Below are 21,680 nucleotides of genomic sequence, written 5' to 3' on the forward strand. Positions count from 1 at the left end.
TGCAGCTCGTCGATCGTCTTGGCGCCGACATAGCCCATCGCCGCGCGCAGGCCGCCGACCATCTGGTGAATGATCGGACCGAGCGGGCCCTTGAACGGCACCTGGCCTTCAATGCCTTCCGGCACCAGCTTCTCCTGCGCGGCGTCCTTCTGGAAATAGCGGTCGGCCGAGCCGCGCGCCATTGCGCCGAGGCTGCCCATGCCGCGATAGGCCTTGTACGAACGGCCCTGATAGAGGAACACTTCGCCGGGCGCTTCCTCGGTGCCAGCGAACATGGAGCCCATCATCGCGGTCGAGGCCCCGGCGGCGAGCGCCTTGGCAAAATCGCCCGAGAATTTGATGCCGCCATCGGCAATCACCGGCACGCCGCTCGCCTGCGCCGCATTCGCGCACGCTTCAATTGCAGTTAGTTGCGGCACGCCAACCCCGGCCACAATCCGCGTCGTACAGATCGAGCCCGGCCCAATGCCGACCTTCACCGCATCCGCGCCCGCATCGATCAGCGCCTTGGTCGCCTCGGCGGTCGCCACGTTCCCGGCAATGATCTGGACGGAATTGGATATCTTCTTCGCCCGCTCAACCGCCTGCGCGACAGAGATCGAATGGCCATGCGCGGTGTCAATGATGACACAATCCACGCCCGCCGCGATCAGAGCTTCGGTGCGCTCGAACCCGGCATCGCCCACGGTCGAGGCCGCCGCGACGCGCAAGCGACCGGCGGCGTCCTTGGCGGCGTTCGGGTTCACGGCCGCCTTGTCCATGTCTTTCACGGTCAGCAGGCCGACGCAGCGATTATCGTCATCCACGATGACCAGACGCTCGATCCGATGCTTGTGCAACAGGCGCCGGGCTTCGTCGTTCGGCGTGTCCATTTTCACGGTCACGACCTCTTTCGTCATCAGGTTTGCCACCGATTCCGAGACGTCATCGGCAAAGCGCGTATCACGATTGGTGATAATGCCGACGACCTTGCCGCTCTTGTCCACGACCGGCACGCCGGAAAAGCCCGTGCGCTGTTTAAGCTCGACCAGATCACCAAGGCTCGCACTCGGCGAGATCGTGACGGGGTTCATCACCACGCCGCTCTCATATTTCTTCACCATGGCCACTTCACCGGCCTGCTGTTCGATTGAGAGATTGCGGTGGATCACGCCGATACCGCCGGACTGCGCCATGGCAATCGCCAGGCGTGCCTCGGTCACCGTGTCCATCGCCGCCGAGATCAGCGGAATGTTCAGCGGAATGGCTTTGGTCAGGAAGGTGGAGACGTTGACGTCAGCGGGCATGACCTCGCTGGCCCCGGGCTGGAGCAGCACGTCGTCGAAGGTAATGGCTTGCCGGATTTTCATGTGGGGAGCTCCCTTTTTGGCCCAATAAGGGAGTCGCGAGCCTTTGTGAAGTCCCCTCCTGAAAATCCCTGCAATGTGCGAGCTTTTCGCAGAATATAGCCTCAGCTTCGACCGAGGTTTCCTGTCATCTTTCGATCCAGCCAATGTGACCCTGCCGGAATTTCTTCATCCGGTCCGCGATGTCGCGCTGGCCTTGCCGCGCATTCTGCCAACAGGTCGCGTCCGCGCCCATCTCCAATCCCTGCCCGCCTGTCTTGCCGTGCCGATCTGGCAGATCGGAAAGGCCACCGGCCAGCCGCCCCTGTTGCCCCATTCCAGCTACACGCTGGAAAATTGGGGCCGGTTCGACCCTACGGGCCCGATTGATCTTTCCAATATATATACAATCCAGCATTTCGACGGCGGCCTCGACGAAGCGCAGGCGCACCTTCTTCCGGTGTAATCTAGTCTACGCAGAGCGCCGGTGTCGCGCGTCCATTTTCGACGGTGGCATAGCATCCGAAGGGGCTGTCAGTCGCTTGGCACTTGCCCGTAACAGGCTTGCCGGCTTCTGGCATGTCGTCGCCGAGGCTGAGACGGCATTGGCCAATGCAATCAGCATTATCCGCACACGCCTTTCCGGCGTCTTCGAAGGGTTGAATGCATTGTTCCCACCCCCGCATGCCGTCACGCGCGACGCGACCGCCTGCGGATTCACATGCGGCACGTTCGGCCCCAGTGGCCTTTTCTCCCGCGAACTGGATCTTTTCATAAGGGTCCGCCCCGGAACCATACACGCCGTCGCTGGAATAGACATCCTGCAGATAGGCACAGCCCGACACTACTACACCTGCGAGTATGATGGAAATTATCCTGATCATTGGCCGGGAAACCTTTCAAATCTGGCGATATCGTCTGGAACATGATGGAAGCTCTGCGCATCCGCAACCTGCATGGCCATTTGGGCCGCACCGAACACGGATGGATCATCCAGTGTGCCGACTTTCAGGATCACCGCCTGCGGCAGTGAGGGGGATCGCGTTGCGATATGCGTTCCGCAATCGGAGCAAAATTCGCGTAGCGCTCCACGTTCCAGATCTCCCCGGCGATATCCTTTTGGCGTGCCGAGCGTGTAACGGAACTCCGCAGTTGGCATCGCCATGATCGTATTGGCCTGCCCACCCGTGAAGTATTGGCATTCCCGGCAATGGCAACTTGCCTTCATGATCGCATCGCCTCCCGCCTCATACCGGATCGCGCCGCAATAACATCCACCTTTGATGGCCATTAACTTTCTCCCTGACTCGCTGACGGATAGTGGAGCGGACACAAATCTAAAGCAATACAAGGTTTTTTCGGAACAATTACTCTGGTCTTGCATAGTACTTGCAAGAGAACCCACAAAACGCAGAAGCAACCTATTAACTTATGGCAAGCGCCCACCCTCCTCTTCGCCGCATCGTCGGCCTGTCACCGATTTCGGTTGACGACGCGATTGATCGGGCCCTGGTTCAAGCGCGCGATCTCTTTGGGGAACCAGACTGGTTCGAAGTCTCGACCGCCCGTGGCTTCATCAGCAAGGGACAAGTCACCCATTACGAAGTGTCGGTCGAATTGGGCTATGAATCCAAGCCCAGAAAATCCGAAAACGACGCCTATCTGAATTCCGTTCTCTCCAGACGCCCCAACCGCCGCGTACGGAATACAATCGATTGGCGGCTCTGATAGCGCCCTTGAATTAACCCTTGAATCCCTTTGCCACCACGAAAATTTCGGGACTTCCGGCCCGGCTTGATGGCGGTTTGATGTGGCGCACCGTCTTGAAATGCGCCTTCAACGTGTCCAGCACATCCTTCGTCGCGCCACCCTGAAACACTTTCGAACAGAATGTGCCGCCCGGCGCGAGATGTTCAATCGCGAACGCGACCGCCATCTCGACCAAAGCGACGGTGCGCAAATGGTCCGTCTGCTTGTGCCCGGTCGTGTTCGCCGCCATGTCGGACAGGACAAGGTCAACCGGTCCACTCAGCCCTTCCAGCAAGGCCGCAACATCTTCCGGCTCATTCACATCGCCTTCAATGATATGCGCGCCTTCAATCGGCTCGACCGGCAAGAGGTCGATACCCGCCACTTCCAGCGCGCCCTTCTTCAGCGCGACCTGCATCCACCCGCCGGGCGCACAGCCCAGGTCAACAACGCGCTGACCCTTGCGCAGCAGGTCCAGCTTTTCATTTATCTCAAGTAGTTTGTAGGCCGCGCGGGCCCGATAGCCCTCTTCCTTGGCCTTGCGCACATAGGGATCCTGTAGCTGGCGTTCGATCCAGCGTTTGGAACTTTCATTCTTCGCACGATGCGCCGTGACCTTGCGCTCGGTCATCTGGCGACCGGACGTGTTCTTGCTTTCCTTGCCGGGACCTTTCCAGCGGCGCTTTCCATCATCCGTCATTGCCGGCCTCCGCTGCCGAATGGGTTTGAGGCGTGTTGCCGCCTTCGCGCCGTTTGCGCCCGCCTCTGCGACGACGCCGCGCGGGCTTCTGGCCATACATCATGCTGAGTAGCAGGCCTTCCCTCAGGCCACGGTCGCCAACCCGCAAACGCCCCGCCGGATAGGCCCGCCAAAGCGCGTCCAGAATAGCACAGCCCGCCAGCATCAGTCCTGCGCGCTCTTCACCAATCGTCGGCAGGGCCGCCCGCCCGTCCGGTCCGGCTTCGCGCAGCATGTTCAGCACTTTTTCGCCCGAGGTCCGGCTCATCCACGTCCCGTCCACCTTGTCACGGCGATAGCGGTCGAGCTTCAGATGTACGCCCGCCAGGCAGGTCACTGTGCCGGACGTACCGATCAGGTGCGCCCCTCTCAAACCCATCGCAGAACGGATCGCCTGCGTGCCTTGCCAGGCTTCAATAACTTCTCCGGCATGATCCAGCATTGCCTGATAGGCTTCTGCGTCCGGCAGATGAGCAAAGGCTTCGGTCAGGGTCACGACGCCCAGCGGCAGGCTGGTCCAGTTCTGGATGGGCGCACGCTGGATCAGGCCGTTCAGGCCATTGGCCCGCGCCAGTTCGGCATTCAGCCACGACAATTCCGTCGACCCGCCGCCAATATCCACCACCAGTACCGACGGCGCATCATCGCCAATCAGGTCATGACACCCGATACTGGCAAGGCGCGCTTCTTCCTTCGCGCCAATGATCTTGAAGGTCAGGCCGGTCTCGTCGTGCACCCTCTGGATGAAATCCGGACCATTCTCTGCCTTTCGGCAAGCCTCGGTCGCGATGCAGCGGACCTTGCCGACTCCATGCGTCTTGAGCTTCCCGCGGATCGCATTCAGCGCATCCATCGCGCGCTCTATCGAAGCTTCGGACAGCCGACCGGTTTCGTGCAATCCCTCACCCAAACGGGCAATTTGGGAGTGCGAATCAACCACACGGAAAGTTTTTCCGTGTGGAGTGGCCACCAGAAGGCGGCAATTATTGGTTCCAAGGTCCACGGCCGCATAGAGGTCCGAGGCCCTGGCTGGGCGCGGTCGGCCGCGTTTTCCGCGCCGTACCGCTGATTTTTTTTCAGCCATAGTGTGGCCCAAGTTTTTCAGTTGATGCATGGTGTATCACAGGAGTGGGAAATGACCAGACGCGCATCGCTCTTGGGAAAGCTGCTAGGCAGCGTGGGAATCGGTCGCCGTAAGGTTGCCGACGACGCGCTGCTGCTCGACAAACCCCTCGACCGTGACCAGCGCTATAACGACATCACCCCCCTGCTCGCAAAGTTCCAGATCGGCCAGGTTGTGCGCCACCGCCACTTCCCCTTTCGCGGCATCATTTTCGATGTCGACCCCGTCTTCGCCAACACTGATGAATGGTATGAATCCATTCCTGAAGAAGTGCGTCCGTCAAAAGACCAGCCCTTCTATCATTTGTTCGCCGAGAACGAGCGCACACATTACGTCGCCTATGTCTCGGAACAGAACCTGGTGATTGACGATTCCGACACACCGCTCAGCCATCCGGACATCCAGGAATGGTTCAACGAAACCGGACGCGGGCGCTATGAGCTCAAAAAGGGCGTCGCCAACTGACGCGCTAGTTCGGCAGCCCTTCAGGAGCTTCACCCGTCAGGCAGGCGATCACCGCGTCCCAGTGCGCCAATGCCTCGACGTCACCCTGCGCGGCCACTTCCGCTGCACGCAGCGTGGCAATCACTTCTGCGTCTTCGCCATATTGTTTGAGCAATTGGGCGGCTGTTTGCGCAGCCGGGCTCATTCTGTCTTGGACTGCGCCCGAGCAATCGCCGCCGTGGTCGACTGTCCATCCACCAACGGCACGATATGCACCGTTCCGCCGCGTGCCTGCACTGTGTCAGCGCCAACAATCGTATCGATGGAATAATCCCCGCCCTTGACCAGCAAGTCCGGCTGCAACGCCTCGATCAGCGCGCCGGGTGTGTCTTCCTCGAAAACAACCACCGCATCCACGGCCATCAGGCCCGACAGGACCCGCGCGCGGGAGTCAGCGTCATTGACCGGCCGCGTCGGTCCTTTCAGGCGCGATACGGACGCATCCGAGTTCAGGCCAACCACCAGACGGCCACAGCGCGACTTGGCCTCTTCCAAAACCCGCAAATGCCCCGGATGAAGGATGTCGAAACAGCCATTTGTGAAGCCGACGGTCAGCCCGGAATCCCGCCAGGAAGCGACCTGTGCCCTGGCTGCGTCGAGGGTCAGATAGCTGACGCCACCATTGCGCAGCCCCATCTGCAACGCCGTGATCATCTCATCCGCAGAGACCGTAGCCGTGCCCGCCTTGCCGACGGCAATCCCGGACGCCGTGATCGCCAGGCTGACCGCATCCGCCACCGAGCCGCCGCCTGCCAGGCCCAGCGCCAGCGCCGCAATGCTCGTATCGCCCGCGCCCGACACGTCATACACTTCGCGCGCCTGACCGCTCAGATGCACGGCCGGCTCGCCCTCGATGGCATAGGACATGCCCTTTGCGGCCCGCGTCACGACAATGGATTTCGCCATCAGCAAGGTCTGCGCAGCCGTCAGGGCCTCACCGACATCCTGATCCGTTTCCACCCTCAGCCCCATGGCTGCGGCCAACTCGCTGGCATTCGGCTTGAGCAAGTCCACCGCGCCATAGCGCGTGAAATCGCGGCCTTTCGGATCGGCAATCACCGGAATGCCATATTGGTCTCCAGCCGCCAGCGCGGCTGCAATGACGCCATCCGTCACCGCGCCCTTGGCATAATCGGACAGGATGATCACGCTTGCTTCATTCGCCTCGTCGGCAATGGAGGCAATCAGCTCGGCTTCCGGGCTCGGCCCGATGGGGCTGGTATCTTCCGCGTCCACGCGCAGCAATTGCTGTCCCCCGGCGACAAAGCGCGTCTTCAGCGTGGTTGACCGGTCGCGCATGGCGATCAAATCGGCATCAACGCCCTCAATGTCTCCCAGCAGCGCGGCCAGTTCCCGGCCTTCGCCATCATCCCCGACAACCCCGATAAGCGAGACCGACAAGCCGAGCGAAGCAAGGTTTCGTGCCACATTGCCCGCACCGCCCGGCATCGCCGCTTCGCGGGTGCGCCGCATGATCGGCACAGGCGCTTCGGGGGATATGCGGGTGACGCCGCCATAGATAAACCGGTCCAGCATGACATCGCCAACACAGACAACACGCTTGCCCGCAGCGGCGTGGATGAGACCCGGAAGATGTGTGCCTGACATTTCGGTTACACTCCGCTGGGGCGTATGATTCTTTTGAACATCGAAAGGGTATACCGCCCCAATTGCAGGCGCGGAAGACCAAGGCTCAGCCCCGCATGATCCATTCCGCGAACTCGCGCGTAGAGGCTTTGTAAACTGTTCAACCCTGCCCGGAGGTCTTGTGTCACAATCTGCGCCTGCCATCGTCTGGTTCCGCGAAGACCTGCGCCTTTCCGACAATCCGGCCCTGCATGCCGCCGTCTCGTCCGGCAGGCCCCTCGTCTTGCTCTACATACTGGACGAGCAGACCAAAGGCCTGCGGCCCCTCGGCGGCGCCTCGAAATGGTGGCTGGACAAATCCCTGCGCGCGCTTGCCGCGGATATCAAACAGGCGGGCGCCCAGCTGACCCTTCGCTCCGGGCAATCCGCCGATGTGCTGGACACCGTCATCGAAGAGACCGGCGCAGAGACCATTTTCTGGAATCGCCGCTATGACCAGCCCGAACGCGATCTGGATGCCGCAATCAAGGAAGACCTCACCCAGCGGGGCCTGGATGTCTCCAGCCACAATGCGCGGCTGCTGAACGAGCCGTGGCAGGTCGAGACCAATGCGGGTGGCTACTACAAGGTGTTCACTCCTTACTGGCGCGCGGCCCGCAACAACTTCGTCGCGCGCGACACGTATGGCCGCCACAAAACGCTGAGCGGCCCCAAACACGAAAGCGAATCTCTCGATGATTGGGGCCTCCACCCGTCGAGCCCTGACTGGTCCACAGGCTTTGATGACTGGACTCCCGGCGAGGACGGCGCGATTGCCCGCCTGACCGATTTCCTTGATGGGCCAATCAATGGCTACAAGGAAGATCGCAACCGCCCGGACCTCGACATGTCCACGTCCGGTCTCTCCCCACATCTCCGTTTCGGCGAGATCGGACCACTGCAGATATGGCGCGCTGTCCATGCTGGTATGGAAGCCGGCACGATCCCGGAAAAGGATGGTCACACCTTCCTGTCAGAAATTGGCTGGCGGGAATTTTCCCATACACTCCTGTTTTACAATCCGGCGCTCGCCTCCGAAAACTATAATGACTCATTCGAGTTCATGCCGTGGCGAAAAGACAAGAATGCCTTTGACGCCTGGACCAAGGGCCAGACCGGCTATCCGATGGTCGACGCCGGAATGCGCCAGCTCTGGCAGACAGGCTGGATGCACAACCGGGTACGGATGATTGTCGCCTCCTTCCTGACCAAGCACCTTCTCCTGCCCTGGCAGGACGGCGAAGCATGGTTCTGGGACACGCTGGTCGATGCTGACCCGGCCAACAATGCCGCCAGTTGGCAATGGACTGCAGGCTCAGGCGCCGATGCGGCGCCTTATTTCCGGGTCTTCAACCCGATCAGCCAGGGCAGCAAGTTCGACGAGACCGGCGCCTATGTGCGGCGCTTCTGCCCGGAACTGAAGGACCTGCCAGACAAGTACCTGCACGCCCCGTGGGAAGCCAGCGAAGAGATACTGAACAAGGCCGGCATCCAGCTCGGCAAGACCTATCCGAAACCCATAGTCGACCATTCCGGCGCTCGCCAGCGCGCACTCGACGCATATGATACATTGAAAGAAAAGCGAGACGCCGCATGAAACGCATCGCCATTATTGGATCTGGAATATCCGGCCTCGGCGCTGCATGGGCGCTGCGCAATTCCGCACACGTAACACTTTACGAACAATCAGGCCGGGCCGGGGGGCACGCATGCACGCATGCGTTCGACTATGACGGCCACGAAACGAAGGTCGATCTCGGCTTCATCGTTTATAATGCACTCAACTATCCGAACCTGATCGGCTTCTTCGATGCACTTGGTGTCGAAACACAAGCGTCCGACATGAGCTTTGCGGTCTCTGATCCGAAAGGCTGGGAGTGGGCGTCTACACTGAAAGGCATCTTTGCCCAGCGTCGCAATCTCCTGAGCCCGAAATTCCATCGCTTCTGGCGCACCATCCTCCGCTTCAACGACATTGCGCGCGCCGAACTCGCCGATGGCACGATTACGGATACAACTCTGGGCGCATGGCTCGACCGCCATGAGTTCGATACAGATTTCCGCACGAACTATATTCTGCCCATGGGAGCCGCCATCTGGTCCACCTGCGAAGACAAGATGGTCGACTACCCCGCCATGAGCTTCTTCCAGTTCTTCGACAATCACCGCCTCATGCACAAGGAACGCCCGAATTGGCGTACCGTCACCGGTGGCAGTGAAAACTATGTCCGCACTGTTGCGGACGCGCTCGGCGACCGGGTTCGCCTCAACTTGGGCGTCGAGCGCATTTTTCCCTTTGGTGACCATATCGCGGTTGTGACGACCGATGGCCGTCGCGAAATATTCGATGATGTCATTCTCGCCACCCATTCCGACCAGGCCCTGCGCCTGACCGAGGAACATTTCGAAGATCAGGCCTTCCTGCTCCGCTCGGTTCGCTATCGGCCAAACCGTATCTATCTCCACCGCGACCCGGCGCTGATGCCCTCGCGCAAGGCCGCCTGGGCCAGCTGGGCCGTGCTGAAACAGGAAAGCGGCGACATCTGCCTCACCTATTGGATGAACCGGCTGCAGGGCCTGCCCGATGAGCGCCCACTCTTCATCACGCTGAACCCCGACACGCCCCCTCGCGACGAGCTGACCTTTCTCGAATATGATTTCGACCATCCGCAGTTCGATGCCGCCGCCGAAGCAGCCGTGCGCAGCCTGAAGCGTATTCAGGGTCAGAACGGTCTCTGGATCGCCGGCGCATGGATGGGCCGCGGCTTTCATGAGGACGGCCTGAAATCCGGCCTCTCAGCCGCCCTTTCCCTTGGCGGATCCGTGCCGTGGACGGCCGAAGGTGTGGACATTGTACAGCCAGCACGCAAACTTCGCCCTGTGGAAGTCGCTGCCGAGGTGTCTGTTTGACCAATGCGCATCCCCAGCCCGCACTGAGCCTCTGGAAAGGCCAGACTGTCCATGTGCGCTATCAGCCATTCGAGCGGCGGTTTGCATATGATCTCGTCCTGATTGATCTCGACATCGACCGGTTGGACGAGGCCGCGGCCAGCTCAGCCCTGTTCAGCGTCAACGCGCCCGGCCTGTTCGCCTTCCGCACCGAAGACCACGGCCCCAAGCAGAAAGACGCGCCGCTACGTCCCTGGGCCGAATCCGAACTTGCCAAGGCAGGCATTACACTGGACGGCGGCGCCATCCGCCTCGTCACCTTCCCGCGCCACCTGTTCTACAAATTTGCGCCCCTCTCGCTCTGGTATGGCTACGGCCCGGACGGCGACCTGCGCGGGATCATCTATGAAGTGAACAACACATTCGGCGAGACCCATTGTTACGTTGCCGCCGTCAATCCGGGCCGCAACGCGCACAGTGCGCCAAAGTCTTTCCACGTATCCCCCTTCTTCGACGTCACCGGAACCTACCGCTTCACCCTGCGTTCGCCGGAAGAAAAATTGGGAGTGGTCGTGGAAAGCCTGAGACATGAAAAGCGCCTTCATATGGCAAACATCACCGCCCGGCGGATGCCTGCCACCAGCGCAAACCTGCTGAAACTCGCAGTCACCAACCCGCTCTCCACGCTCGGCGTGACCCTCGGAATCCACTGGCAGGCCCTCAAAGTGTGGATACGCGGCGCCGCCTATCGCCCAAAGCCCGCCCCTCCGGAAACCGGCACAACAATTGCGTTATCCCAACAAATACGTAATGCTGATAAGCGGAAGGATGCCGCATGACTGAGGTCATCAAAGCCAGCACCCAGACCATTCGGAACCTGAAAGACGTTCCGACAAGCTTTCGTCTGGCCGCCTTCGCGCTGCTCAATACCCAGAAGGGCAGCGTGTCCTTTGTCTTGCCCGGCGACCGCGTGCTCGAATACAGGCATGACGATACCGGTCCTCATGCCACCATCATTGTCCACGATTATAATTTCGTGAAACGCGCCATGGCTGGCGGCGATGTCGGCTTTGCCGAGGCTTACATGGATGGCGAATGGTCAACGCCTGACCTGACCGAAGTGCTGCGCTTCTTCTCTGCCAATTTCGACAATATCGGCAAACTTGCCGTGGGCGGCGCAGTGGTGCGCTGGGTCAACATGGTCCGCCACATCTTCAACCGCAATTCCCGGGAGGGCGCGAAGAAGAACATCATGGCCCATTATGATCTGGGCAATGATTTCTACAGTCTCTGGCTGGACCCTTCGATGACCTATTCCTCGGCCATCTTCGACAGCCCGAACACGAGCCTCGAACAGGGCCAACAGAACAAGTACCGGAACATCTGTGACCGGATCAGTGCGGGGCCCTCGTCGGAAATCCTGGAAATCGGCTGCGGCTGGGGCGGCTTTGCCGAATATGCCGCCAAGCAACGCGGCTCGAAAGTCACGTGCCTGACCATCTCGCCATCCCAGCGTGATTTCGCCATGCAGCGGATGCAGAAACAGGGCCTGAATGAACGCGTCGAAATCCGCCTCGAAGACTATCGCGACCATCAGGGCCAATATGATGGCGTCGCCTCCATCGAGATGTTCGAAGCGGTCGGGGAATCCTACTGGCCGAGCTATTTCGCGAAAATCTTCGAAAGCCTGAAACAGGGCGGCCGCGCCGCGCTCCAGATCATCACCATCGATGACGAACTGTTCCCGCGCTACCGCAAGCGCGTCGACTTCATCCAGCGCCACATATTTCCGGGCGGCATGCTGCCCAGCGAGACCGCTCTGAAGGAACAGTTCCACACGGCGGGCCTGCGCCATGATGGCGTCACCTATTTCGGTCAGGACTATGCCCGCACCTGCCGCGAATGGGCGCGCGATTTCAATGCCAACTGGGACACGATCGCCAAGCTGGACTTCGATGAGCCCTTCCGCCGCATGTGGAATTTCTACCTGTCCTATTGCGATGCCGGCTTCACTGACGGGCGCATCAATGTCGGCCAGTTCCAGGTGTCCAAGCCTTAGAACCACATCCGCCTTTCGGCGCATGCCGATGATACGGGCTCGGTAGTCCCGCAAGCCCCGCAGAATTCTCCAATAAAATCAAAGACCGTTGAAAGACCAATCCGACCGGCACCCCCACCCCGGATGCTCAGCTCATGTCCGAACTGCGCTATTCACCTCCACAGGAAATCCGCTCCGCCGTCTGGCTGATGCTGAATGTCATCAGCCTCGGCGTGATCCAGTTGCGCGAGCGGCTCGGCCTGACGCCGCATACGCCGCTCCTGCCGCGTCACGCGATTTCGCGCCTGTCGCGCTTCCTGGCCCAGGCCGAACCGGCGCTGCGCCGCTGTCTCTATCTCTGCGCGGCCGAACTGGGTGCGTTGCCTGTATTCCCTCGAGAGACAGCCAGTTCAGGTCCAGCGCGCCCGCAAGAAACCACGCAACACATCGCCCGCGTATTCCAGCCAGCTTTCCGTCTGTTCGAGACCCGCGCTCATCGCCCGGATGCAAAGCCGCCCAGGCCGACATTCAAGACAGGCCCACGCATCCGCTTCCTTGATGCGGACGACGTCCCAGATATCCATGAATACGATAAACTCCCGAGCGACATCCTGCCCGCCAAACGCCTCGTCCGCCGGCTGATGGCCCTCGACCATGCGATGGATCATCGCGATCTCTATATCAAAAAGATCCGCCGCTGCCTTGGCGAAGCCAGACAACTGATCGCCAAAACCGGCAAGCGCCTATTCCGGCACGGCCCTCTGACGCGCCTGCAACGCGAGACAGCCCAACTGATCGAGGCTGAAACGCACGCCGTGCAACCCCACTTCAATTCGTCCTGAGGCGGATTGTTTTTGGAGACACGCACCCGGCCGGAATCTTCCGCGCCGGATAAAAGTGCTGGTCGCCCCCTCCGCGTCACACCCGATGAGCGCAGCTCATCTGGGTGCCCATCTCGGAACCGGGCCGCTAGTGCATGAGGCAAAACCAGAGATGGGCCCTCAGACCGCTTCGCGGTCGAGGGTGACGGATCTTGACGGAAGGATCCTAAACCAGTCGGCTCTGCTTGACCGCCGCGCCGATGAAGCTTGCAAACAGCGGGTGCGGCTCGAACGGACGGGACTTCAGCTCTGGATGATACTGCACGCCGATGAACCAGGGGTGCTCCGGAAGCTCGAAAATCTCCGGCAGCTTGCCGTCTGGCGACAGGCCGGAGAACAGCCCGCCGGCCTTTTCCAGCGCCTTGATGTAACCGGCATTCACCTCATAGCGGTGACGGTGGCGTTCGGAGATATCGAGCGTGCCATAGATTTCGGCGACCTTGCTGCCCGGCGTCAGGCGGGCCGGATAAGCGCCGAGGCGCATCGTGCCGCCCTTGTCGGTATTGGCGTCGCGCTGGACCTTTTCGTTGCCCTTGGTCCACTCTTCCATCAGGCCGACCAGCGGTGCAGACGTGTCCGGGTCATTCTCGGTCGTGTTCGCTTCCTCGATACCGGCCATGTTGCGGGCCGCCTCGATCACCGACATCTGCATGCCATAGCAAATACCGAAGCACGGCACGTTGCGCTCGCGGGCAAACCGTGCCGCACGCATCTTGCCATGTGCGCCGCGCTCGCCAAAGCCGCCCGGCAGGATGATGCCATGCACGCCTTCCAGAATGTCCAGCGGCCGATGCTCATCATCGAATTCTTCGGAATTGATCAGGCGGATATCGACCTTCACCTTGTTGGCAAGGCCGCCATGCGTCAGCGCCTCGGCAACGGATTTGTAGGCGTCCGGCACATCGGTGTATTTTCCGACGAGGCCGATACAGACATTGCCGTCCGGATGATGCGTCGTGTGCGCAATCTCGCTCCAGCCGGACAGGTCCGGCTCCGGGGCGTCTTCGATGCGGAAATGCGACAGGACTTCCTTGTCGAGCCCCTCGGCATGATAAGCGCCCGGCACATCATAGATATGGCCCACATCGCGCGCTTCGATCACGCTGGAGAGGCGCACATTACAGAAGCTGGCAATCTTGCCCTTCTCGGTCTCCGGAATCGGCCGATCACACCGGCAGAGTAGCACATCGGGCTGAATACCGATCGAGCGCAGCTCCTTCACCGAGTGCTGGGTCGGCTTGGTCTTCATCTCGCCCGCCGCCGGAATATAGGGCAGCAGTGTCAGATGGATGAAGCAGGCGCGCTCCGGCCCGAGTTCCTGGCCGAGCTGACGGATCGCCTCGAAAAATGGCAGGCCCTCAATATCGCCGACCGTGCCGCCGATTTCGCAGAGCACGAATTCCACATCCTCGCCCGGATCGGACAGGACGAAATCCTTGATCTCGTTTGTGACGTGCGGAATCACCTGGATCGTCGCGCCGAGATAATCCCCGCGCCGTTCCTTCTCGATGATGCGGCTATAGATCCGCCCCGTCGTGATATTGTCGGACTGGCGTGCCGAGACGCCGGTGAAGCGCTCATAATGACCAAGGTCCAGATCGGTCTCTGCGCCGTCATCGGTGACATAGACCTCGCCATGTTGGCGGGGGCTCATCGTGCCGGGATCGACATTGAGATACGGATCGAGCTTGCGCAGACGGACCTTGTAGCCACGCGCCTGAAGCAACGCACCGAGTGCGGCGGAAGCGATACCCTTGCCAAGGGAGGACACCACGCCGCCTGTAATGAAAATATAGCGGATCATGGGATCACCCTGATGCCGTGATTCGGACAAATGGGACGCAGGGAAAACACCTGCGCGGCGCAATTACTGGGGATTACCTGTTTCCGGCTCGGTTTCCGGCACAGGATCAGCCTCGATATCGGCGGGTGGCATGTCTGCCGTAGGATCGATCAGGACACCCGGCTCAGCCGCTTCCGGCGCGGGCGTGGACAGGCCGTCCTGGCCCTCCAGCAGCGGCGCGGTTGGATCCAGCAGGTCAACCGGGCCGGTTGCGCCATCTTCGTCAGCGCCAAGTGCGCGCTCGACATTGGTGCGCGTATCCGTGTTGCGATTGGCCAGTGTGGTCAGCGCCAGGCTGGTCACGAAGAAGATACCGGCAAACATGATCGTGGAACGCACCAGGGCGCCGGCAGCGCCACGTCCGGACATGAGCGATCCCGCGCCGCCCCCGCCGCCACCACCAATACCGAGGCCGCCGCCTTCGGATTTCTGGATCAGGACCAGTCCTGTCACGATAAGACAGGCGAGGATGTGGACTACAAGGATGACGTTCTGCATGGCTGGTGCGTTTCCAGTAAAATTCAAGCGGCCCGCATATCCCCATTGGGGACAGACGCCAAGCCTTCGGGTTCAGTCTTTGATTACTTTGCTTGACCGTAAATGGCGAGGAAATCCGCCGCCTTCAAGCTTGCCCCCCCAATTAGACCGCCATTCACATCCTTGACCGCAAGGATTTCAGCCGCATTTCCCGGCTTCATGCTGCCGCCATAGAGCAGCGGAATGAGGTCTGCGGCCTCAGCACCGAATCGTTCTGTAAGGCGCGTGCGGATCGCGGTATGAACTTCATCAATCTGATCTGGCGTGGCAACTTCGCCCGTACCGATGGCCCAGATTGGCTCATATGCAATCACAATCTGTTCAGCCGTGGCCCCGTCCGGAATCGAGCCTGCGATCTGGCTGGCCACGAATTCCAGCGTCTCACCCGCCTTGCGCTGGTCGAGGCTTTCGCCAATGCAAATGATCGGCGTCAGACTCGCGCGCAGGGCGGCTGCGGCTTGTGCGGCCACGATTTCATTGCTCTCCGCATGGTCTGTCCGGCGCTCTGAATGGCCAACAATGACATGGGTTGCGCCCGCGTCTGCCAGCATTTCTGCCGACACATCACCAGTATGCGCGCCGCTTTCGGCCGCATGGCAGGTTTCGCCACCGACCCGCAGCGCTGAGCCGTGCGCGGCCTCTGCCGCAAGGGTCAGAAGGGTTGCCGGTACGCACAACAGCGCCTCGACCCCGGCCTTGCCTTGACCCACGCCTGCAGCCGCATCTCGGATTTCCCCAAGGCTGGACTTGAGGCCGTTCATCTTCCAATTCCCGGCGATAAGTGTTCTGGTCATAAGCTATCCCTATCTTGAAAGACCTAACGGGGTCGCCTAGCAAGCACTGGACCACCGCTCAACCTGCCAGAAAGACGCTGCCGATATGCTAGCCTTGATGAAAAGCCTGATGAATTCCTTCGTCGGGAAGATTATTGTCATGATCATCATTGCGGGGATGGCGTTCTGGGGTGTTGACCAGATGTTCGCTCAGCTGCGGGGCGGAATCGGCTCCAACATGGCCGCCGCGGGCAGCCGGGGCTTTGATGCCGTCACCTTCGATCGCCGCGTTGAGAGCGTCATCCGGAACATCAATGCGGACTCCGAAGAGCCCGTTACCAAGCCGGAATTGCTGGAACAGGGTGTCATCGACCAGGTCTTCCAGCTCGAAGCCGCCAAGCTCACCTTGCTCGGCTATGCCGACTCCATCGGCGTCCATCCCTCCACCGATGCCGTTGTGGAAGAACTGAAGAACATCGACGCCTTCAAGAACCCGCTGACCGGCGCGCTCGACCTCGATACATATCGCGATGTCCTCTATCGCAGCCGCATCACTCAGGCTGACTATGAACAGCAATTGTCTGACGATCTGACGATGAAAGCGCTGCGCGACGCAGCCGGCGCCGCGATCTTTCCGCCGAAAACGCTTTCCGGATTGCAAGCGCGCTATATTGGCGAAGCGCGCAATGTCGGCTGGTTCATTCTCGACACGAGCAGCCTGCCAGAGCCTGACGCGCCCACGGAAGACGAAATCCGCGCCTATTATGATGAAAATCTCGAAGCGCTGAAACAGCCTGAGCGTCGGATGATTGATGTGCTGCGCATGTCTGCCGAAGACTTCCTGTCAGAGGTCACCGTGACTGATCAGGAAGTGGCCACCGTCTATGAAGCTAGCAAGTCGGAGCGGTACTCAGAGCCTGACACCCGCACCTATGTCGAGCTCATGTTCTCCAGCCGCGAAGCGGCCCGCACGGCCTTTGGCCTGCTCGCCGCGGGCGCAGACCCGGCAAGCGTAGAAGGCGTCGCCTCGCGCGAAACCCGCACCGGCCGCCGTGAAAGCGTGTCCGATCCTCTGCTCGCAGAAGCCATGTTCGGGGCCGGCAAGCAAAGCGGCGCCCTGTTTGGCCCGGCCGAGCGCGGCGACCAATGGCTCGTGGCGCGGCTCGTCTCGGTCCAGCCCGGCGCAGTCTTTCCCCTGGAACAGGTTGAAGGCGAGATTCGCGACCAACTCTCCCGCGAACGCGCAGCCGTCCTCCTGTTTGAGAAAATGGAAGCGCTGGATCGCGCAATTGGCGCTGGCTACCCGATCGGTCAGATCGCCGAGGAAGTCGGCGTGCCGCTCATCACATTCGCGCCCGTTGACCAGTCTGGCCGCACCCGTGAAGGCGTGGCGCTCATGGGCCTGATCAGCGCCGGAGAAGCTTTCCAGCAGGCGTTCGAAATCCCGGTCGGTGAAACCAGCAACCGCATCGATATTGGCGAAGCGACCTATCTCACATCCCCCCGCAAAGTACTTGAAAGCTACACGCCGGAATTTGAGGAATTGCGTGAGGATGTGCGCACCGGTCTTGTTCGCCAGCGTGAAGCCAACGGCGTACAGGCCGCGCTGGATGATCTGACCGACCGGATCAAGTCTGGCGAGAGCACACTGGAAGCTGAAGCGCGCGCTGCCAACGAAGTGGTCGAAACACCCCTCGCGCCGATCACACGGCGCACGGCTGCCGATTCCGGCCTGCCAAATGCGGCAGTCACTTCCGTCTTCAGCGGCAAGGAAGGCGATGTCTTCACCTTCCCGAGCCGGACGGGTGATGCAGTCATGGTGATGCAGATCACCGACATCACACCACCGAGCGAGGCGGACATGTCGGAACTGGCCCCATTGGCCAATTCCAGTCTGCTGACCTCTCTGCAGACCGATCTTGATCAGGCGATGGAAGCCGAGATCGCGGCCACCATGAAGCTACGCACCAATCAAGGCACGCTCAGAGCCTACAAGGCCACTATCACGTCAGACCAATGAGCAATGCCAGACTGATTGTCCGTCGGCGAATCGGGGACATAGAAACCCCGGTTGCCGCCATGCTGAAGCTGGGCGCGGAAACGCCCGGCAGCTTCCTGTTCGAGTCGATTGCAGGTGGCGAACGCCTTGGGCGATATTCCTTCATCGGGCTTGAACCTGACCGCTGGTTTCGCATTCTCAATGGCAAAGCCGAGACGGCCAGCGATGCTGACTTCTCGGACGCCAAGACGCTTGATGCCGAGCCTGTTGCGGCTCTGAAAGCCTTTGCCCGCGATGCCCGCGCCAGCGCCGACGAAGACCTGCCACCTATGGCCTCAGGGGCCTTTGGCTATGTCGGCTATGACATGATCCAATATGTCGAGCCGGTGGAGATTACAAAGCCGGACATGCTGAACGTGCCGGAAGCCCTTCTGGTCATCCCGCGCGTGGTCATCGTGTTCGATCACATCTATCAGGAAATCCTGCTGATCGGCCGCGTCGAAGCCGACAACGAATCCGAGATCGACGCCCTGCTGGATGATGTCGAGGCACGGCTGGAACGCCTGCCCCAGATTCCACCCAAGGATCAGGCGCCCGCGCCGGTGGAACTGCAGTCCAACACCTCCAAGGCGCGCTATTTCGAGATTGTCGAAGCGTGCAAGGACTATATCCGCGCCGGGGACATCTTTCAGGTCGTACCGAGCCAACGTTTCTCCACACCCTTCCCGCGCCAATCGATCAGCTATTACCGCGCGCTTCGCCGCCTGAACCCGTCGGCCTTCATGTTCCACATGAATCTCGGCGCGGTCAGCCTGGTCGGCTCCAGCCCGGAAATTCTCGTTCGCGTCCGCGATGGCCGCGTCGCCATCCGCCCGATCGCCGGCACACGCCCACGCAGCGGGGATGATGAGGAAGACGCCCGCCGCGCCGAGGGCTTGCTCAACGATCCGAAAGAGATCGCCGAGCACCTCATGTTGCTGGACCTTGGCCGCAACGATGTCGGCCGCGTCGCCGCCTATGGCAGCGTGACGGTCACCGAGCAGTTCATCGTCGAGCGCTACAGCCACGTCATGCACATCGTCAGCCATGTCGAAGGCGACCTGCGCGAGGGGCTCGACAGCGTGGATGCGCTCTTCGCAGGCTTCCCGGCGGGCACCGTCTCCGGCGCGCCGAAGATCCGTGCCATGCAGATCATCAACGAGATGGAGAGCCATCGCCGCGGCATCTATGGCGGCGCAGTCGGCTATTTCGGCTGGAATGGCGATCTCGACACCTGTATCGCGCTGCGCACCGCGGTGCTGAAGGATGGCCAATTGCACATCCAGGCTGGCGGCGGCGTCGTGCTCGATTCCGTGCCGCAATACGAATATGATGAAACCGTCCACAAGGCTGGCGCACTTCGCCGCGCTGCCGAACTGGCCGCCGCATATGAGCATGATCAATGAGCGCGCCAAAGAAGCAGATCCTCGTCATCGACAATTATGACAGCTTCACCTGGAATCTCGTCCATTATCTGGAAGAGCTGGGCGCGGAAACGCGCGTGGTCCGCAATGATGAAATGACGGTCGAGGAAGCCCTCGCCACCGGTGCGGACGGCATTCTCCTGTCTCCCGGCCCCTGCTCTCCCAACGAGGCCGGCATCTGTGTGGGGCTGATCCAGAAGGCGCCTAAAGACCTGCCGATCCTCGGCGTCTGCCTCGGCCATCAGTCCATCGGGCAAGCCTTTGGCGGCGAGGTCATCACCGCCAGGGAAATCCGTCACGGCAAGCTGTCAGAAATCCGCCAGACCGGCGGGGACCTTTTCGAAGGTTTGCCCGAAACCTATCAAGTGGTGCGATACCATTCACTCGCGGTGAAGCCCGAAGACCTGCCGGAAGTTCTGGTAGCCGACGCCTTCACCGAGGATGGCGAAGTCATGGCCCTGCACCACAAGACACGGCCGATCTACGGCGTGCAATTCCACCCGGAAAGCATCCTGACCGAGCACGGCCACGCCTTGCTCAAGAACTGGCTCGACAAGCTCTAGAAGCTGATTTCGAAATGCTCGCCAATGTCCGGCTTGTCGTCGGTGAGATTGGCTTTGGCAATTTCGTAGAAGAACTTCGCGCCGCCTTTTGACGTCCAGACTTCACCGGCATCAAGCGACAGTTTCAGCAGTAGGACGTCAGGATCCTGTTTGCCGTCTTCGTACCAGCTGGCCGCGATGAAGCTCCAGTATTCATCAAGCTTCTCCTTGTTGATTTCTGGCATGAGGCGACCGGACAGGCTGGCATAGAGCCCTTCCTTGTCATTGCACAGAACATAGTGCGCGTTCGTTCCGTTGGCATGTTCGGCCATGAACGTACCCTTGGCGGTGATGAACCACAGCTCGCGCTTGTTCTCATCAACATAGTGGGACATGGGCACAGCCCGGCCATCAATCACGAGCATGCCTGTGCGGCAGTCTTCAAGACGATCCCAGAAAGTTTCGGTGAGGTCCTTGTCAGCGAGTTGGGTCATGGGAGGGGAAGTTCCTTTCAGTGTTTCCCTCTCAACGCCTTTCCGGGCAGCCGGTTCCGCAAGACGGTTCGCGCCCCAATGAAAAAGGGGCCCGGTCAGGGCCCCTTCCCGATACGGATGATGACGCGTCTATTCAGGCTTGCGGAAGCGCAGCGTCATCCGGTCGGATTCGCCAATCTCGGCAAAAGCTGCACGCTCTGCAGAGCCTTCTTCCGACGTCCCAAAGCTCGGTGGCAGGCGCCACACGATGTCGCCTGGACCGGCATCGTCGGCGGGGTTCGCATTGACCTCACTCGACTCTTCCAGTTCGAACCCGGCAGCCTCGAAAGCTTCGACCACGAAGCTGGTCTTCAGATATCCTGCATTTCCATCGGCCCACTCATCCGGCGTGTCTTCCGACGCGCGATGCTGGACCACGCCGACGACGCCGCCTGGCTTCAGAATGCGATACGTCTCGGCAATGGTAGCTGAGAACGTGCCAAGCTCTGCTTCCGTCCGGTAGAGATTGTGCAGTGCGCGAATGAACAATGCGGCGTCGGCCTTCTCGGCCTTGTCGTCCGGCAGGGTCGTCAGCTTGTAGTCATAGACTTTCGCGCCATTCTCGCCGGCCCAGCCTTCTGCGGTCTCGGTCCAGCCTTCAAGCTGGGCCAGGATACCCGCGACGCGTTCCTCGTCAGCGCCTGGAAGGATGCGGATCCACATCTCGTCCGGATAGTGCGCGCCGATCAGCTTGCCCTCAGGACCGAGATAAGGAAGCAGGATCTTGGAGTACCAGCCACGGCCCGGCAGGGCCTCGACGACCGTCATACCCGGCTCAATGCCGAAGAATTCCAGCGTCGCACCCGGATTGCGCGCCTCGTAGCGGGCCTGAACGTCTTCGGGCTGCGATGCGAGCGCCGCAGCAAGCGCGACAGACGAGGAAACATCCATCGCCTCATCAGCTGTCTCGGCCATCTCCGCCATCTCGGCTTCGGCAGACTGGTCAATTTCCACTGATCCTTCAGCTTCCATCACCCTTTCCACCTCGATCGTCTCTTCGGCGGTCAGGTTGTCTGACATATCGTCAGCCGGTGCGGTCTGACAGGCGGCCAGCAAGGCCATGCCAGCAACGCTCGCGAGCAACAAATTGGGTTTCATAATGTCCTCCTCAATCAG

The 21,680-nt window shown here is 60.6% G+C and carries 23 protein-coding genes; 11 read left to right on the forward strand and 12 right to left on the reverse strand.

The window, feature by feature from the left end:
- Window positions 1-1,349 (reverse strand): IMP dehydrogenase (gene guaB, locus B2344_RS10505; protein ID WP_290485188.1); only part of this gene is annotated, 1,349 nt, incomplete at its 3' end.
- 73 nt (window positions 1,350-1,422) lie between these two features.
- On the opposite strand from guaB, the gene B2344_RS10510 reads away from it, so the two are divergent.
- Window positions 1,423-1,791 carry a hypothetical protein gene (locus tag B2344_RS10510; RefSeq protein ID WP_290485189.1) on the forward strand — a complete coding sequence of 123 codons (369 nt, stop codon included), beginning with the start codon at window positions 1,423-1,425 and terminating at the stop codon, window positions 1,789-1,791.
- A gap of 1 nt (window position 1,792) precedes the next feature.
- Here B2344_RS10510 and B2344_RS10515 read toward each other — a convergent pair whose 3' ends face one another.
- Together B2344_RS10515 and B2344_RS10520 are read right to left on the reverse strand one after the other, a co-directional pair.
- Window positions 1,793-2,209 carry a hypothetical protein gene (locus B2344_RS10515; protein WP_290483058.1) on the reverse strand — a complete coding sequence of 139 codons (417 nt, stop codon included), beginning with the start codon at window positions 2,207-2,209 and terminating at the stop codon, window positions 1,793-1,795.
- A complete protein-coding gene (locus B2344_RS10520; RefSeq protein WP_290483059.1) occupies window positions 2,206-2,616 on the reverse strand; it encodes a GFA family protein in 411 nt (136 codons plus the stop codon). The genes B2344_RS10515 and B2344_RS10520 overlap by 4 nt, the downstream gene beginning before the upstream one ends.
- A 140-nt stretch (window positions 2,617-2,756) precedes the next feature.
- Between B2344_RS10520 and B2344_RS10525 the strand changes: the two genes are divergently transcribed.
- Window positions 2,757-3,053: a dodecin family protein gene (locus tag B2344_RS10525; protein ID WP_290485190.1), complete on the forward strand. Its 297-nt coding sequence runs from the start codon at window positions 2,757-2,759 to the stop codon at window positions 3,051-3,053.
- A 13-nt stretch (window positions 3,054-3,066) separates the two neighbouring features.
- Here the strand turns inward: B2344_RS10525 and B2344_RS10530 are convergent, their stop codons facing one another.
- A complete protein-coding gene (locus B2344_RS10530) occupies window positions 3,067-3,774 on the reverse strand; it encodes an RlmE family RNA methyltransferase (RefSeq protein WP_034815489.1) in 708 nt (235 codons plus the stop codon).
- Window positions 3,764-4,927 (reverse strand): Ppx/GppA phosphatase family protein, encoded by a 1,164-nt coding sequence (locus B2344_RS10535; protein ID WP_339798088.1) that lies wholly within the window; start codon window positions 4,925-4,927, stop codon window positions 3,764-3,766. The genes B2344_RS10530 and B2344_RS10535 overlap by 11 nt, the downstream gene beginning before the upstream one ends.
- Before the next feature lie 144 nt (window positions 4,928-5,071).
- Here B2344_RS10535 and hspQ point away from each other — a divergent pair, with 144 nt between their 5' ends.
- Window positions 5,072-5,401, forward strand: a complete 330-nt coding sequence (hspQ, locus tag B2344_RS10540) for a heat shock protein HspQ (RefSeq protein WP_349677876.1) — start codon at window positions 5,072-5,074, stop codon at window positions 5,399-5,401.
- Window positions 5,402-5,405: 4 nt separating this feature from the next.
- Here the strand turns inward: hspQ and B2344_RS10545 are convergent, their stop codons facing one another.
- Together B2344_RS10545 and rfaE2 are read right to left on the reverse strand one after the other, a co-directional pair.
- On the reverse strand, window positions 5,406-5,585 hold the full coding sequence (locus tag B2344_RS10545) for a hypothetical protein (protein WP_206990593.1): 180 nt from the start codon (window positions 5,583-5,585) through the stop codon (window positions 5,406-5,408).
- The gene (gene rfaE2, locus B2344_RS10550; protein ID WP_290479531.1) at window positions 5,582-7,048 is read right to left on the reverse strand and encodes a D-glycero-beta-D-manno-heptose 1-phosphate adenylyltransferase; all 1,467 of its coding nucleotides are present in this window, start codon (window positions 7,046-7,048) and stop codon (window positions 5,582-5,584) included. The genes B2344_RS10545 and rfaE2 overlap by 4 nt, the downstream gene beginning before the upstream one ends.
- 160 nt (window positions 7,049-7,208) lie before the next feature.
- On the opposite strand from rfaE2, the gene B2344_RS10555 reads away from it, so the two are divergent.
- The 5 genes from B2344_RS10555 to B2344_RS10575 all read left to right on the forward strand — a co-directional run bounded on the left by B2344_RS10555 (window position 7,209) and on the right by B2344_RS10575 (window position 12,835).
- Window positions 7,209-8,663 carry a cryptochrome/photolyase family protein gene (locus B2344_RS10555; protein WP_290485191.1) on the forward strand — a complete coding sequence of 485 codons (1,455 nt, stop codon included), beginning with the start codon at window positions 7,209-7,211 and terminating at the stop codon, window positions 8,661-8,663.
- Entirely contained in the window at window positions 8,660-9,976 is a 1,317-nt protein-coding gene (locus B2344_RS10560) for an NAD(P)/FAD-dependent oxidoreductase (protein ID WP_290485192.1), read from the forward strand. The genes B2344_RS10555 and B2344_RS10560 overlap by 4 nt, the downstream gene beginning before the upstream one ends.
- Window positions 9,973-10,794 (forward strand): DUF1365 domain-containing protein, encoded by an 822-nt coding sequence (locus B2344_RS10565; protein ID WP_290485193.1) that lies wholly within the window; start codon window positions 9,973-9,975, stop codon window positions 10,792-10,794. The genes B2344_RS10560 and B2344_RS10565 overlap by 4 nt, the downstream gene beginning before the upstream one ends.
- Complete coding sequence (locus tag B2344_RS10570) at window positions 10,791-12,014, forward strand: SAM-dependent methyltransferase (RefSeq protein ID WP_290485194.1); 1,224 nt, start codon at window positions 10,791-10,793, stop codon at window positions 12,012-12,014. The genes B2344_RS10565 and B2344_RS10570 overlap by 4 nt, the downstream gene beginning before the upstream one ends.
- A 134-nt stretch (window positions 12,015-12,148) precedes the next feature.
- Window positions 12,149-12,835: a hypothetical protein gene (locus B2344_RS10575; RefSeq protein ID WP_290485195.1), complete on the forward strand. Its 687-nt coding sequence runs from the start codon at window positions 12,149-12,151 to the stop codon at window positions 12,833-12,835.
- A gap of 205 nt (window positions 12,836-13,040) precedes the next feature.
- Here the strand turns inward: B2344_RS10575 and B2344_RS10580 are convergent, their stop codons facing one another.
- From B2344_RS10580 to tpiA, 3 genes are all read right to left on the reverse strand, one after another.
- Complete coding sequence (locus tag B2344_RS10580; protein ID WP_290485196.1) at window positions 13,041-14,678, reverse strand: CTP synthase; 1,638 nt, start codon at window positions 14,676-14,678, stop codon at window positions 13,041-13,043.
- Between the two features lie 63 nt (window positions 14,679-14,741).
- On the reverse strand, window positions 14,742-15,215 hold the full coding sequence (gene secG / locus B2344_RS10585) for a preprotein translocase subunit SecG (protein WP_051607879.1): 474 nt from the start codon (window positions 15,213-15,215) through the stop codon (window positions 14,742-14,744).
- Window positions 15,216-15,298: 83 nt separating this feature from the next.
- Entirely contained in the window at window positions 15,299-16,048 is a 750-nt protein-coding gene (tpiA, locus tag B2344_RS10590; RefSeq protein ID WP_290479537.1) for a triose-phosphate isomerase, read from the reverse strand.
- 97 nt (window positions 16,049-16,145) lie between these two features.
- Between tpiA and B2344_RS10595 the strand changes: the two genes are divergently transcribed.
- From B2344_RS10595 to B2344_RS10605, 3 genes are read left to right on the forward strand one after another with little or no spacing between them, the layout of a single operon-like run.
- Window positions 16,146-18,047, forward strand: a complete 1,902-nt coding sequence (locus tag B2344_RS10595) for a peptidylprolyl isomerase (RefSeq protein WP_290485197.1) — start codon at window positions 16,146-16,148, stop codon at window positions 18,045-18,047.
- Window positions 18,044-19,471 (forward strand): anthranilate synthase component I, encoded by a 1,428-nt coding sequence (gene trpE / locus B2344_RS10600; RefSeq protein WP_290485198.1) that lies wholly within the window; start codon window positions 18,044-18,046, stop codon window positions 19,469-19,471. Before B2344_RS10595 ends, trpE begins: the two co-directional genes overlap by 4 nt.
- Entirely contained in the window at window positions 19,468-20,052 is a 585-nt protein-coding gene (locus B2344_RS10605; RefSeq protein WP_290481715.1) for an anthranilate synthase component II, read from the forward strand. Before trpE ends, B2344_RS10605 begins: the two co-directional genes overlap by 4 nt.
- Here the strand turns inward: B2344_RS10605 and B2344_RS10610 are convergent.
- Together B2344_RS10610 and B2344_RS10615 are read right to left on the reverse strand one after the other, a co-directional pair.
- Window positions 20,049-20,525: a pyridoxamine 5'-phosphate oxidase family protein gene (locus B2344_RS10610; RefSeq protein WP_206990605.1), complete on the reverse strand. Its 477-nt coding sequence runs from the start codon at window positions 20,523-20,525 to the stop codon at window positions 20,049-20,051. The two genes, B2344_RS10605 and B2344_RS10610, sit on opposite strands and share 4 nt — an antisense overlap.
- 129 nt (window positions 20,526-20,654) lie before the next feature.
- Window positions 20,655-21,662, reverse strand: coding sequence for a class I SAM-dependent methyltransferase (locus B2344_RS10615; protein ID WP_290479540.1), 1,008 nt, complete (start codon window positions 21,660-21,662; stop codon window positions 20,655-20,657).
- Window positions 21,663-21,680: the final 18 nt, after the last annotated feature.

Source organism: Hyphomonas sp. UBA3195 (genome assembly GCF_002366485.1).
Classification (GTDB): domain Bacteria; phylum Pseudomonadota; class Alphaproteobacteria; order Caulobacterales; family Hyphomonadaceae; genus Hyphomonas.

Excerpts from the sequence above, each read along its gene's own strand:
- B2344_RS10510 (WP_290485189.1), top strand. The coding sequence starts at position 1,423 with ATGTGCGAGCTTTTCGCAGAATATAGCCTCAGCTTCGACCGAGGTTTC.
- B2344_RS10515 (WP_290483058.1), bottom strand. The coding sequence starts at position 2,209 with ATGATCAGGATAATTTCCATCATACTCGCAGGTGTAGTAGTGTCGGGC.
- B2344_RS10520 (WP_290483059.1), bottom strand. The coding sequence starts at position 2,616 with ATGGCCATCAAAGGTGGATGTTATTGCGGCGCGATCCGGTATGAGGCG.
- B2344_RS10525 (WP_290485190.1), top strand. The coding sequence starts at position 2,757 with ATGGCAAGCGCCCACCCTCCTCTTCGCCGCATCGTCGGCCTGTCACCG.
- B2344_RS10530 (WP_034815489.1), bottom strand. The coding sequence starts at position 3,774 with ATGACGGATGATGGAAAGCGCCGCTGGAAAGGTCCCGGCAAGGAAAGC.
- B2344_RS10535 (WP_339798088.1), bottom strand. The coding sequence starts at position 4,927 with ATGCATCAACTGAAAAACTTGGGCCACACTATGGCTGAAAAAAAATCA.
- B2344_RS10545 (WP_206990593.1), bottom strand. The coding sequence starts at position 5,585 with ATGAGCCCGGCTGCGCAAACAGCCGCCCAATTGCTCAAACAATATGGC.
- rfaE2 (WP_290479531.1), bottom strand. The coding sequence starts at position 7,048 with ATGTCAGGCACACATCTTCCGGGTCTCATCCACGCCGCTGCGGGCAAG.
- B2344_RS10560 (WP_290485192.1), top strand. The coding sequence starts at position 8,660 with ATGAAACGCATCGCCATTATTGGATCTGGAATATCCGGCCTCGGCGCT.
- B2344_RS10570 (WP_290485194.1), top strand. The coding sequence starts at position 10,791 with ATGACTGAGGTCATCAAAGCCAGCACCCAGACCATTCGGAACCTGAAA.
- B2344_RS10575 (WP_290485195.1), top strand. The coding sequence starts at position 12,149 with ATGTCCGAACTGCGCTATTCACCTCCACAGGAAATCCGCTCCGCCGTC.
- B2344_RS10580 (WP_290485196.1), bottom strand. The coding sequence starts at position 14,678 with ATGATCCGCTATATTTTCATTACAGGCGGCGTGGTGTCCTCCCTTGGC.
- secG (WP_051607879.1), bottom strand. The coding sequence starts at position 15,215 with ATGCAGAACGTCATCCTTGTAGTCCACATCCTCGCCTGTCTTATCGTG.
- tpiA (WP_290479537.1), bottom strand. The coding sequence starts at position 16,048 with ATGACCAGAACACTTATCGCCGGGAATTGGAAGATGAACGGCCTCAAG.
- B2344_RS10595 (WP_290485197.1), top strand. The coding sequence starts at position 16,146 with ATGAAAAGCCTGATGAATTCCTTCGTCGGGAAGATTATTGTCATGATC.
- trpE (WP_290485198.1), top strand. The coding sequence starts at position 18,044 with ATGAGCAATGCCAGACTGATTGTCCGTCGGCGAATCGGGGACATAGAA.
- B2344_RS10605 (WP_290481715.1), top strand. The coding sequence starts at position 19,468 with ATGAGCGCGCCAAAGAAGCAGATCCTCGTCATCGACAATTATGACAGC.
- B2344_RS10610 (WP_206990605.1), bottom strand. The coding sequence starts at position 20,525 with ATGACCCAACTCGCTGACAAGGACCTCACCGAAACTTTCTGGGATCGT.
- B2344_RS10615 (WP_290479540.1), bottom strand. The coding sequence starts at position 21,662 with ATGAAACCCAATTTGTTGCTCGCGAGCGTTGCTGGCATGGCCTTGCTG.